We start from the raw sequence: 12,168 nt of genomic DNA on the forward strand, positions 1-12,168 counted from the left end.
TAAGATTTCTATCTTTACGCCTTAACTATAATCATTAATTAAACATGAAAAAACTATTATTAGTTGCAATTACCGTACTTGGATTTACTTATGCATCCCAAGCTCAAGAAGTTAGGTTTGGTGCTACAGCTGGCTACCTTAACGCCAGAGGGAGTGTTAAAGTAGATGGGATCACCGTATCCGATTCTAATTCCGGATTTTATTTGGGTGCAGTAGCTGATTTCGAAATTTCTGAAAATTTCAATATTCAGCCCGAACTTCTTTATGCCAACGTTGATGAAGCTGATGGCATCATTCTTCCTATTCTAGGTAAATTTGCAATCTCTGAAAAATTCAATATTCAAGCAGGACCACAATTGGTTTTCTCTCTTGAGGACACTCCGGACGATTTCAGCAGTGTTGAATTTGATCTAGCCGGTGGTATCGGATATGATATTGATGAAGACTTTTTTCTGGAAGCCAGATATACGTTTCAAATCAATAATTCCTATACGGGAAGTGAAGACATCAAGGTTAGAGGAAATTACCTGACCCTTGGCGTTGGATACAAGTTTTTATAATAATTACTTACCATAATAAAAAGGGCGGTGAAATCACCGCCCTTTTTTATTTATAAGATTTATTTAGAAAATTCTTTCAGCGTTTTTATAATAATGGATACACAGTCCATCAACTGTTCCCTGTTCATCACCAAAGGTGGTGCGAACCGGATGATGTTCCCATGGGTCGGTTTGGCCAACAGGCCATTTTCCTTAAGTGCCATACAAATGTCCCAAGCGGTGGAACTCTCTTCTGTATCATTGATCACAATGGCGTTGAGCAATCCCTTTCCCCTAACTTTTACAACCAGATCGCAAGTGGAGATAAATTTGTTCAGCTCTTCACGGAACAATTCACCTAGTTCATCGGCATTCTGCGCTAAATTCTCTTCCCTGACCACTTCTAAGGCCGCCATACTCACGGCTGCAGCAACAGGGTTGCCCCCAAAGGTACTTCCGTGGCTTCCCGGGGTGATCACTTCCATTATACTGTCGTTGGCCAAAACTGCCGAAACAGGATAAACACCGCCCGATAAGGCTTTTCCCAAAATCAAAATATCCGGTTTTACTTCCGGTGTTCCACTACAATTCTTGTCCGGACAGGAACAATTACCGCAGGTTGCCAACAACCTTCCTGTTCTGGCAATACCTGTTTGAACTTCATCTGCAATAAAAAGTACGTTGTATTTTTCACAAAGTGCCTTGGCTTCCTTTAAATATCCTTCGGAAGGCACATAAACCCCTGCCTCCCCTTGTATAGGCTCCACTAAAAAGCCCGCAACATTGGGATTGTTTTCCAATGCTTGTTCCAATGCGGATAAGTTGTCATATTCAATCTTTATGAACCCTTCTGTGTACGGACCGTAGTCGTTACGGGCCACCTCGTCGTTGGAAAATGAGATGATCGTTGTGGTTCTTCCGTGAAAATTGTTCTCGCAAACAACAATGGTTGCTTGGTTTTCCGGGATACCTTTCTTCTGGTATGCCCATCTTCTACAAATTTTTAAGGCAGTCTCCACAGCTTCCGCTCCAGTGTTCATTGGCAATAGCTTGTCAAAACCAAAGGTTTCTGTCGCATATTTTTCGTATTTCCCCAACATATCGTTGTAAAATGCCCTGGATGTCAAGGTCAATGTTTTTGCCTGATCCACCATGGCCCCAACAATTTTAGGGTGACAGTGCCCTTGGTTTACGGCAGAGTATGCAGAAAGGAAATCGTAATATTTTTTCCCTTCAACATCCCACACATATACACCATCCCCTTTGCTCAATACCACTGGAAGGGGGTGATAATTGTGTGCCCCGTACTTGTTTTCCAAATCTATCGCTTGCTGCGATGTTAAATGCTCTAAAACAGCCATTTCATTAAATGATTAAAATTGATAAAATAACCATTCCTACTGTACCTTTATTCTTTCGAAGTCTCGAAAAAGCAGCGTGGGAGAGAAATCATCCCTGAGAGTTGGTGCAAAATACAAATTATTGGGCAAAACTCTGCTTGGACATTAGGTTGTCCATTTCTGGTTACTCCAAAAGTTTACCTGCAATTTAAGATACAGTGTTCTGTGAAATTCCAAAAAGGGCTTACTTTTGCGACATGCGTAAAAATAGAAGGAGAAAAACGTTTGAAAACGTAGAGGTAGTAGATGCGGGAGCAAAAGGAAAATCAGTAGGCAAAGCCCCGGACGGACGGGTGATTTTCCTTACCAATGCCGTTCCCGGAGATGTGGTGGACGTGATGACGACCAAGAAACGAAAAGCCTATTTTGAGGGAGTTGCCACCAATTTCCACACCCTATCCGATAAAAGAACAGAACCTGTTTGCCAGCATTTCGGTACTTGTGGAGGCTGTAAATGGCAACACATGGGCTACGAACATCAGCTGTTTTTTAAACAAAAGGAGGTAGAGAACAACCTAAAGCGCATTGGGAATTTGGAACTCCCCGTATCATCGCCAATATTGGGCTCCAAAGAGCAATATTTTTATCGCAATAAAATGGAATTCTCATTTTCCGATAGTCGTTGGTTGACTCAAGAGGAAATCAGTTCCGACAATGAAATCGAAAATAGAAATGCATTGGGATTCCATATTCCGGGCATGTGGGACAAGATTCTGGATATTAAAAAATGTCATTTACAACGAGACCCGTCCAATGCCATTCGGTTGGAGGCGAAGAATTTTGCCAATGCCCATGGTCTAGAATTTTTTAATCCAAGAAAACAGCAAGGCCTTTTAAGAACATTAATGATCAGAACATCATCTACAGGTGAAATAATGGTTCTTGTTCAGTTTTTCCAGGAAGATAAAGCAAACATAGTATTATTGCTCGATCACTTAAAGGATAAGTTTCCGGAAATTACTTCACTTCAATACGTAATCAATTCCAAAGGCAACGACACTATTTATGACCAAGAAGTGATCTGCTATGCGGGCCGAGATCATATTTTTGAGGAAATGGAAGGCCTACAATTTAAGATCAATGCCAAGTCATTTTATCAGACCAACTCGGAGCAAGCATACGAACTCTATAAAGTTACAAGGGATTTTGCTGGATTAACAGGTAATGAACTAGTTTACGATTTATATACCGGAACTGGGACCATTGCACAGTTTGTTGCCAAAAATGCAAAAAAAGTAGTCGGTGTGGAATCCGTACCAGAGGCTATTGAAGACGCCAAGGCAAACGCCCTGCACAATAACATATCCAATGTGGATTTCTTTGTGGGCGATATGAAGAATGTGTTCAACGATGATTTTATTGCAGCACACGGGCAACCTGATGTGATCATAACCGACCCTCCTCGTGACGGTATGCATAAACAGGTGGTGGAACAGCTATTGAATGTGGCACCATTAAAAATTGTATACGTAAGCTGTAATAGCGCAACCCAAGCACGTGATCTGGCTCTAATGAAAGAACAGTATGCCGTCACACAAGTGCAGCCAGTTGATATGTTCCCGCAAACACACCACGTTGAAAATGTTGTACTTTTGGAAAAACGGATTTAGCACCAGAATTAAAATCCATTGAAAACCGGAATGAAGAAAATAATCCCCATCCTGCTTATTGCATCTTTACTCTTCTATGTTTCCTCGTGTGAAAAGGACGATATCTGTGTAGAAGGTGATACCCCTTTGTTGGTCATTGGTTTTTTTGATGCTGAAGATACCACCGAAGCAAAACAAGTAACATCCATTCGAATAAAAAACATCGATATAGACAGTATATTGGATAACGACAGTTTTAACGACAGATCGGATTCGCCCGACTCCCTATCGGTACCTTTAAGAAGTACCGCCGTTACCACAATGTACCAACTCATCTCCAATTCTGATGACGATGCGGAAACCGAATTGGAAACGGGAAATATAGATACTTTAACAATCACCTATGAACTTAGTGAGGCTTTTGTTTCCCGAGCATGTGGCTTTGTGGTGAACTATAACAATATTGAGGTTAGCTTGACCGAGGACAGCGACAACTGGGTCCAGGATATCAGCGTTGTACAACCGAACGTAGAAAATACAGATAACATCCATGTTAAAATATTGCATTAGTATTTTTATTGGTCTATTGCCATTTTTATCACTGGCCCAAAGTGAAACGATAGATCTATCGCAAAAGGACACCGTACAGTACAAAGACCCCTATGGCCTCCGTGTAGGTGCGGACCTGAGCAAATTGGTGCTATCTTTTGTTGATGAGGATTACACCGGATTGGAACTGGTCGGAGATTTTAGGCTTACCCGCAAATTGTATCTGGCCGCAGAAATAGGGAACGAAACCAAAAGACAAGACGAAAACCTGAACAATACTCTACTCTACGATTACGAAACATCTGGAAGTTATATTAAAGCAGGAATCGACATAAATACTTACGACAACTGGTACGGCATGAACAATGCCATTACCATAGGAGGTCGTGTGGCCTTTTCAAGTTTCAGTCAAACTTTGAACGATTATAGTCTTTACGAGACCGATCAATTTTTTAATCCAGAATTTTTGCCCGGAGAAAATCCCAATCGAGAGTTTGATGGGCTTTCCGCTACGTGGTTGGAGTTTGTTGCCGGCGCAAAAGTTGAACTGTTCGCCAATATTTTTGTAGGTATGAGTGCCCGTATGGGGTTTTTAATAACCAATACAGAAAACGAAGAGTTTCCCAATCTATGGATCCCTGGGTTTAACAAAGTTACCGAAGGCAGTAATTTTGGGGTAAGTTACAACTATTCCATTTCCTACTTTATCCCATTGTACAAAAAGGCCAAACAAAAAAAGGCACAAAAAAAACAATCGGATGAATAAGGTCCAAATTGATTATGTGGAGTTTAAAGCCTTGGATTTGGTAAAGACCAAGACTTTTTACAAAGATACTTTGGGTTGGCAGTTTACCGATTATGGCCCCAGTTACACGTCGTTCTCCGAAAGTGGAATTTCAGGTGGTTTTGAACTCACGGACCAACCTATAATCAATGGCGCATTGATCGTGCTCTACCATGAGGATTTGGAAACCATCCAAAATAAGATTACTGCGGCAGGCGGCACCATCTCCAAAGAGATATTTGAATTCCCTGGTGGGAGAAGATTCCATTTTTTCGATCCATCGGGCAACGAACTTGCGATTTGGTCCGACCAGTGACCTTATCAACCACTCTTTGCGAATACTACGACAGACTCGTTCAATTAAAAAAAAGAAACGAATCAGAATACTATACCCATGGGCACTTTAGTCGATTTTTTGTTTTTTGGCTTTTTTGCTCCCCTCGTAAATTTCATACTTAACCAATCGGGCCTCCAATTTACCGTTAAATGTTTTTATCTTTCTTGATGGTTTTAGACCTACATGTTTTAATGCCTCCATATTTGAGGTGATCAACCACGCTTCGGTTCCTGCGTATACCTGTTTTAGGGTATCCCCTATTTTTCCGTAGAAAATTTCCATTTCAATGGGTAACCGTTCCCCATAAGGGGGATTAAAAACCATGTGCAGTTTTCCTTCTACAGGTTTATCCTCCCTAAAAAAGTCTTTACGGTTTACACTTATATACTCGGTTAAATTGGCATGATCTACATTCTCTTGGGTTTTTCGAACAGCTGAAGGTGCTTTGTCGTACCCTATTATTTTATGATGGAATTCCCTCACCTTTTTTAAACTGGCATCAACAATTTTGTCGTGAAGCTCGGCATCATAATCCTTCCAGTTCATAAAAGCATAGGATTCCCGATTAATGTTTGCGGGAATATTACAAGCGATCATCGCCGCCTCGATCAAAAACGTACCACTCCCGCACATAGGGTCAAAAAAATCCGTTTGACCGTCCCATCCACTTTGCAAGAGCAAGCCTGCGGCCAAAACCTCGTTGATTGGTGCAATGTTCGTTGAAATCCGATACCCTCGCTGATGCAGGGAACTACCAGAACTATCCAAGGATACCGTACATATATTTTTATAAATGTGTATGTTGATCCTAATATCAGGGTCCTGGGTCTTCACATTCGGGCGATCCTGCATTATATCCCTAAACTTGTCCACGATGGCATCCTTGGTCTTTAAAGAAACAAACATGGTATTATCAAAAACAGGAGAGTTCGCAATACTATCTATCGCAAATGTTTTTCCTATATCAAAAATACTTGGCCAATCCAGTTCGTAAATATTCCTATAAAGGTCCTTTTCGTTGAAAACACGAAAGGTTTTTATAGGCTTAAATACCTTCAGGGCGGTTCTAAGGCACAAGTTGGCCTTGTACATAAAACCCATATCCCCTTCAAAAGTTACGTTCCTTACCCCTTCTTCCACATTGCCCGCACCAAGGTTGCGAAGTTCCTTGGCCAATATCGGTTCGAATCCGTAGAGGGTTTTGGCCATCATTTTAAAATTTCCCGACATACTATGTTAAAAACTTTACGCAAAAATAGGCTATTTTTGCTCCCTTAATCGACCGTATGGATTTTCCTTCCATTATTATTTATGTAGTTCCCATGTTAGCGGTTTGGGCCAGTTTTGGGTTTGTTTGGTTTACAAGACCAAAGAATAACGACAACATAAAGCTATTGCTGGCATTTAGTGGCGCATTTCTATTGGCCCTGACTTTTTTTGAACTTCTTCCCGAAGTATATGTTGGGCACGACCCAAAGACCATTGCATTCTTTATTTTGGGAGGTATTTTACTACAGATATTTTTGGAGTTTTTTTCGAAAGGGGCGGAACATGGTCATGTACATCTTCATGTAAAAAAAAATAAGTTTCCTGTTCTGTTGTTCATTAGCCTGTCCGTACACGCTTTGGTAGAGGGCGTTCCCATATACGGAAACGATTCTATTTTATATGGAATTATAATACATAAGATCCCGATTGCCGTTATACTCAGCATATTTTTACTTAACTCCAAAATAAAGCTGTCCACTACATTGATGTTTATCGGGGCCTTTTCCTTAATGACGCCGCTGGGGAGCTATTTGTCCACCACACCTTGGGTCGAACGGTACGGTTACCTGTTCAACTCACTTGCTATTGGGGTCTTTTTTCATATTTCCACCATTATTTTATTTGAAAGTGCCCAGGGACATGCATTCAACCTTCGTAAACTAGTGGTGATAATCTTGGGAATAGGGATAGCTTATTTGGTTTAAACTCCAAAAAACAATACTGCAAGAGGTCAAAATCCTTTTACCGATTTTTCTTACTTTTTGAGGTGACAAACAAAGGTTTTAATTTTAAAAAGAATTATATTTCCTGTCAACTAAACTAACTTCATGCATTTTTTAAGACCTGCTGTACTCTTATTTACAGCTATTTCCCTACTATGTTCCTGTTCCTCAGATTCTGAAGAACAATCAATTGTTCCGGATAATATTGCCCCTACACTGGATTTTACCATTTCAGGAACCTCGAGTGGTTCCGAACCCATTGTGGTAAGCAACCAAATGGAAATCAATATTAATGCACAAGATGCGAAGGGTATCTCAAAAGTGGAAGCCTTTATCGACGATGAAAAGGTGGGCGAAGATAACACCGCACCCTTCACTATTGTGGTTGATCTATCGGGCTATGCTGTTAAATCCTTGACAGCTAAATCGCAAAATTACATATTGCGTGTTGATGCTACGGATACCTCTGGCAATACAGCGTCCAAAGAACAACACATTATCATAGAGTCAACAACACAACTGATAACAATTAATTTTCCAGAACAAGGCGACAATCCAGAGCTAGTGGACTTTTACATATTTGCCTCTCGTATGACCGGAGAACTATTAGGCATTGAAAAATTGGAAACAGGTCAAAGAACCGTTACAATTAGTACGACCATGGATATTACGGAAGACGAAGAGTATATGTTGACCTTCGCCCAAAAATTTGCGGCTTACAATGGTGAAACCAATCAGTTGGCTACTATCCAGAATATAAAAGGTTCCGTCCTAAACGAAATAAACATTAATAATTATCCTATTTTCTCATCTAACTTTTTTGACCGTGTAAGTCCCGAAGAATTCCCTATTGGAGGTTTTTGGGATGAAAATACCACGGAGACCATCGCAATAGGTGCCCAAGGATTTGATTATAGCATAGGGGGCAACAATTGTAGCTGCAATTATTCAAATACAAACAACAAAATATCAGTTGGAAGATATGAGAGTTATGACAACCAATTTGCGACGGATAACATTTATTTCCATATGGTCAATACTGATCAGAACACTGCCCAGTATGCGTTTTTTAAAAAAAACATGTTAGAAGAAGGGTTTAAACTAACCCCCGACCTGTTTTCTTCCGAAGGTATGACTTTGGAAAGCTTTGAATATCCAAATCTTGATACTTCTATATCCAAAGATCCAAGTCTAAAAATCTTTGTTTATGAAGATACAGTTGATTATTCGAATAATATTTTTCATGCGATATACCCATACACGTTTAATTTAGATATCGAATCTGAATATAATTTTTGGTTGGACAATAATTTCAATAACTACATTACGGAACTAACATACCTTAATTATAAAATAGACCATACTGGCAAACCAAATAAAACCTACAATGGTAGCAATTGGACATTGAGCCACACTTTTCAAGAAAACACTTTCTCTATAGACAAAAACACAAATAGTCAAGATTTTGTCGGAAGGTTAAGTATTTCAGATTCATTTTCTCCAAAAAGTAGCGGTCAACAAACCGTATTGGATGGCAACAATGCTACCTACAGATGGCATATTCTTTTTGATAGCCAAAACAATTCAACAGTTCCTCTACCTACACTCCCGGAAGAACTTGAGGAGTGGATATTTATCGACAAATACAATAATCAAACTTTTGAAAGTATCGAAAACAAAGACCAGAGACAGGTTGAAGTAATTAAATATGAGGGTCTTACTTCTTACGATGAGTACCTACAAAAAGTAATTCAAAATAATGAAAAATGGTATCTGGTTTCTCCAGAAAGAGAGTCCATTTATGACAACCCTAGCCCTTGGAAAGAGAATTATTTCTATCCCAATCATTTTTTATTTGATTAATTCATAGACTGCCTACTAAACTTCTATTATAACATAGTGTCATGAAAAAAATAATAAGTATCAATCGATTTGTTTTAATGGGCATCACCTTGACTGCCTTGCTTTCTTGCTCCTCTGAATCCAGTGACACCACACCTGAACCTGACACAGTAGCTCCAGCACTGGATTTCACCATTTCAGGAACCTCGAGTGGTTCCGAACCCATTGTGGTAAGCAACCAAATGGAAATCAATATTAATGCACAAGATGCGAAGGGTATCTCAAAAGTGGAAGCCTTTATCGACGATAAAAAGGTGGGTGAGGATACCACAGCACCTTATCAGATAACCATTGACGTGTCCAATTATACATCCAAAAACAACCTTACAGCTAAATTTACCGATTATACCCTTAAAGTGACAGTAACCGATACTTCTGGCAACGAAACATCCAAGGAACAAGTTATCCATATTGACAATGAGTTACCTTCCATCACGAATGTTTCTTTGGAGGATGGCAGCGTGATCAATGGGGATACCAACACTGTTACATTTGCTGTTAGTGACAATGAAGGACTTTCTGGTGTGACCACCTACTTGAACAATAGTTTACTTCAGCAAATCACAGATGAAACCTATGAAATCAATATCAATACGTTGAACCTGTCCGATGGGGACAATACCTTACGGATAGAAGCTATTGATTTAGCTGGTAACACTACCAATTTTGATGTTGTTTTTATTTCTGATAATACGGGGCCAGAAATTGTTTTAAATACAATTGAAAATGGTCAAATTTTAGATGAATCGTTACTTATATCAACTGGTCTTTCTGACATGTATTCTCAAGTTACATTTTTTGATATTGCCCTTGAGGAACAAAATCTATTGACTACCGATGTTGCTTTTTCGGCCGGCACTGAAGGTCAAGTTGATTTTGAATTTAATCCTGAAGTATATGCTACAGGTGAACATATCTTAAAAATCATCGCCTCTGATGCATTGGGCAATGAGTCCATTGTAGAGTTTCCAATTCAGATTCAACGCAGGTTGATTGTCATAAATGTACCACAAGAAAAGTTGGACAATGGTATGAAAATGGGTATTGTTTTCGTTTCCAAAATGGATGGTAGCCTAATAGATTGGAAAGAATTCTCACATAATAGCCAACAAATAATTCTTAGATCTACCGAAGAATTTGATTTTGAGATGGAATTTATGCTTACTTTTTATTTAGAAGAGAACCCTTCCAGTAATGCTGCCTATATTTCAACACATCAAAACTTGACCAGAAACAACCCAAAAGTTCTTAACCTATCTACACCAAAATATTTATCTTCAGGTCAAGATTCAAGCTACCAAATCCCAATAACTAACTTTTTATCAAGCGACGCTGTCATTGGAAGTGGAGGAAATTCTCCTTGGAGCAATACCAAGTTTGATACACGGTCATCTAGCTATTTTGCCGCATTATACTTTTATGAAGGATATCTTTCTTTGGGCACTGCGGATTTGAGCAATCCTACTCGCTTCAACGAATATTATCTCTACATGAACAATTCAGGGATATACAGATATCTGGTTTTAGACAATCCAATTGATCCGGGATACATTTTGGATAAAGACGCCTTTAGTACGACAAATCTTGAAAGGAGATACTTCACTGTGGCAAATTCATCACAAACCTATCCACCGTCCTATCTGGAAATTTTTGGTGCTACCACTTTGGAGGATGATGGTTTAAACAATTACCATCAAATATATAATGCCAATGAAAATGATTTTATCAGTAATCCTGGTCTCTTTTATGACTTAAATACATCGTTTGCCTCATATAAACATGTCTTGGCTTGGGATAATTATTATACTTTAAGAAGGGGAACACCTTTGGACAACTATGTAATTCCTTCATGGAATTTGGAATATCTGGTCAATGGAAACACCGTTTCCTTAACTGCTGACCAAAGCGAACCAATCCTTGGTCGTATTATCTGTGCTGATTCAGATTTTCAAACGCATCCTACATATAATTGGTCTATAACATTTGATAGCAGAAAAATAACAGATGTTGTTATCCCGCAGTTACCTGAATTTATAGCTCAAACCGTGAGTGAAGCCCAAAACAATAATAGTATAATAGTTAAAGGAGCAGCATTGTATTCTTACCAAAGTATATTGGATTACAATGACTATGTAGATAAAGTGATCAAGAATGATAAGGATATTCTGGATGTAACAGACTGGTATCAATCCTTAAAAAAATCCTATGACTCAGAAATTTGGTATGGGTTAAACACAGATTTCCCATTCAACAACTATTAAATGTAAGAATGAATTAGCCACCAATGGCTTACTGCCCCACCCAAAACAAAAAAATGCCATATTAAATGATTATATGGTATTTTTTTTACGGCATAAAACACGATTCCAATGGTATAAAATGCTCCCCCTAAGGCAAGGTAGATTAATCCTTTTGAGGACATGTGCGCCAATAAATATGGTAAATCAATTACGATAAGCCACCCCATAATTCCATAAAGGACTAAAGAAAACGCTTCAAACCTGCCAGTAAAGAATATTTTAAGAACTGTTCCGAATATGGCTATAGCCCATACTAAGTAAAACAATAACCATCCCTTGGATGGCAGTAATACAGAAAGGCATACCGGAGTATATGTCCCCGCAATCAAATAATATATACTGATATGATCCAGGGCTCTAAGTTTCTTCTTGATTTTTGGATTCTCTACCGCATGATAGATGGTAGAAGCGGAAAACAATAGTATTAAAGAAAGTACATAAGTAATTATACTACCTTTCATATAAGGATTGCTTTCTACTTCATTTTGAAAAAGAAGTATTCCTCCTACTACTGCCAGTACTATACCGAAAGCATGGGAATAGGTATTTAATTTTTCTTCAAGTGCAACTGGATTGGTTTGGGAACTCAATGGTATCGTTTAAAAGATGTTTTTATGTTGCAAAGATAATCCCTAAAAACAAAAAAGCCCTTCACTTACGTAAAGGGCTTCAAGGAAGGCGGCGACCTACTCTCCCACCTGGTGTGGCAGTACCATCGGCGCAAACGGGCTTAACTTCCCTGTTCGGAATGGAAAGGGGTGGGCCCCGTCGCCATGG

General features: G+C 39.1%; 11 protein-coding genes and 1 rRNA gene. 8 read left to right on the plus strand and 4 right to left on the minus strand.

Going from position 1 to position 12,168, the window contains the following annotated elements; translation table 11 throughout:
- Positions 1-44: 44 nt before the first annotated feature.
- Positions 45-560 (plus strand): porin family protein, encoded by a 516-nt coding sequence (locus AB9K32_RS07425; protein WP_369884809.1) that lies wholly within the window; start codon positions 45-47, stop codon positions 558-560.
- A gap of 59 nt (positions 561-619) precedes the next feature.
- On the opposite strand, the gene rocD is transcribed toward AB9K32_RS07425, so the two are convergent.
- On the minus strand, positions 620-1,900 hold the full coding sequence (rocD, locus tag AB9K32_RS07430) for an ornithine--oxo-acid transaminase (protein WP_224836460.1): 1,281 nt from the start codon (positions 1,898-1,900) through the stop codon (positions 620-622).
- Positions 1,901-2,136: 236 nt separating this feature from the next.
- On the opposite strand from rocD, the gene rlmD reads away from it, so the two are divergent.
- The 4 genes from rlmD to AB9K32_RS07450 are packed head-to-tail and all read left to right on the plus strand — an operon-like array spanning position 2,137 to position 5,177.
- Positions 2,137-3,549, plus strand: a complete 1,413-nt coding sequence (gene rlmD / locus AB9K32_RS07435) for a 23S rRNA (uracil(1939)-C(5))-methyltransferase RlmD (protein WP_224836459.1) — start codon at positions 2,137-2,139, stop codon at positions 3,547-3,549.
- 30 nt (positions 3,550-3,579) lie between these two features.
- The gene (locus AB9K32_RS07440) at positions 3,580-4,098 is read left to right on the plus strand and encodes a DUF6452 family protein (RefSeq protein ID WP_224836458.1); all 519 of its coding nucleotides are present in this window, start codon (positions 3,580-3,582) and stop codon (positions 4,096-4,098) included.
- On the plus strand, positions 4,079-4,843 hold the full coding sequence (locus tag AB9K32_RS07445) for a DUF6048 family protein (RefSeq protein WP_369884810.1): 765 nt from the start codon (positions 4,079-4,081) through the stop codon (positions 4,841-4,843). The genes AB9K32_RS07440 and AB9K32_RS07445 overlap by 20 nt, the downstream gene beginning before the upstream one ends.
- Positions 4,836-5,177 carry a VOC family protein gene (locus AB9K32_RS07450; RefSeq protein ID WP_252080124.1) on the plus strand — a complete coding sequence of 114 codons (342 nt, stop codon included), beginning with the start codon at positions 4,836-4,838 and terminating at the stop codon, positions 5,175-5,177. Before AB9K32_RS07445 ends, AB9K32_RS07450 begins: the two co-directional genes overlap by 8 nt.
- Before the next feature lie 87 nt (positions 5,178-5,264).
- Here the strand turns inward: AB9K32_RS07450 and AB9K32_RS07455 are convergent, their stop codons facing one another.
- Positions 5,265-6,428, minus strand: a complete 1,164-nt coding sequence (locus AB9K32_RS07455) for a THUMP domain-containing protein (RefSeq protein WP_293296027.1) — start codon at positions 6,426-6,428, stop codon at positions 5,265-5,267.
- Between the two features lie 56 nt (positions 6,429-6,484).
- Between AB9K32_RS07455 and AB9K32_RS07460 the strand changes: the two genes are divergently transcribed.
- The 3 genes from AB9K32_RS07460 to AB9K32_RS07470 all read left to right on the plus strand — a co-directional run bounded on the left by AB9K32_RS07460 (position 6,485) and on the right by AB9K32_RS07470 (position 11,352).
- Complete coding sequence (locus AB9K32_RS07460; protein WP_224836454.1) at positions 6,485-7,171, plus strand: ZIP family metal transporter; 687 nt, start codon at positions 6,485-6,487, stop codon at positions 7,169-7,171.
- Positions 7,172-7,294: 123 nt separating this feature from the next.
- Positions 7,295-9,052: an Ig-like domain-containing protein gene (locus AB9K32_RS07465; RefSeq protein WP_369884811.1), complete on the plus strand. Its 1,758-nt coding sequence runs from the start codon at positions 7,295-7,297 to the stop codon at positions 9,050-9,052.
- Positions 9,053-9,093: 41 nt separating this feature from the next.
- Positions 9,094-11,352, plus strand: coding sequence for an Ig-like domain-containing protein (locus tag AB9K32_RS07470; RefSeq protein WP_369884812.1), 2,259 nt, complete (start codon positions 9,094-9,096; stop codon positions 11,350-11,352).
- Here AB9K32_RS07470 and AB9K32_RS07475 read toward each other — a convergent pair.
- Both AB9K32_RS07475 and rrf read right to left on the minus strand, forming a co-directional pair.
- On the minus strand, positions 11,349-11,981 hold the full coding sequence (locus tag AB9K32_RS07475) for a hemolysin III family protein (RefSeq protein WP_369884813.1): 633 nt from the start codon (positions 11,979-11,981) through the stop codon (positions 11,349-11,351). The genes AB9K32_RS07470 and AB9K32_RS07475 overlap by 4 nt on opposite strands.
- Positions 11,982-12,064: 83 nt before the next feature.
- Positions 12,065-12,168 (minus strand): 5S ribosomal RNA (gene rrf, locus AB9K32_RS07480); the annotation flags it as partial.

It is taken from the genome of Allomuricauda sp. XS_ASV26 (assembly GCF_041224615.1).
In the GTDB taxonomy this organism is placed as follows: Bacteria; Bacteroidota; Bacteroidia; order Flavobacteriales; family Flavobacteriaceae; genus Flagellimonas; species Flagellimonas alginolytica.

Excerpts from the sequence above, each read along its gene's own strand:
- AB9K32_RS07460 (WP_224836454.1), top strand. The coding sequence starts at position 6,485 with ATGGATTTTCCTTCCATTATTATTTATGTAGTTCCCATGTTAGCGGTT.
- AB9K32_RS07445 (WP_369884810.1), top strand. The coding sequence starts at position 4,079 with ATGTTAAAATATTGCATTAGTATTTTTATTGGTCTATTGCCATTTTTA.
- AB9K32_RS07455 (WP_293296027.1), bottom strand. The coding sequence starts at position 6,428 with ATGTCGGGAAATTTTAAAATGATGGCCAAAACCCTCTACGGATTCGAA.
- rlmD (WP_224836459.1), top strand. The coding sequence starts at position 2,137 with ATGCGTAAAAATAGAAGGAGAAAAACGTTTGAAAACGTAGAGGTAGTA.
- AB9K32_RS07450 (WP_252080124.1), top strand. The coding sequence starts at position 4,836 with ATGAATAAGGTCCAAATTGATTATGTGGAGTTTAAAGCCTTGGATTTG.
- rocD (WP_224836460.1), bottom strand. The coding sequence starts at position 1,900 with ATGGCTGTTTTAGAGCATTTAACATCGCAGCAAGCGATAGATTTGGAA.
- AB9K32_RS07440 (WP_224836458.1), top strand. The coding sequence starts at position 3,580 with ATGAAGAAAATAATCCCCATCCTGCTTATTGCATCTTTACTCTTCTAT.
- AB9K32_RS07465 (WP_369884811.1), top strand. The coding sequence starts at position 7,295 with ATGCATTTTTTAAGACCTGCTGTACTCTTATTTACAGCTATTTCCCTA.
- AB9K32_RS07425 (WP_369884809.1), top strand. The coding sequence starts at position 45 with ATGAAAAAACTATTATTAGTTGCAATTACCGTACTTGGATTTACTTAT.
- AB9K32_RS07470 (WP_369884812.1), top strand. The coding sequence starts at position 9,094 with ATGAAAAAAATAATAAGTATCAATCGATTTGTTTTAATGGGCATCACC.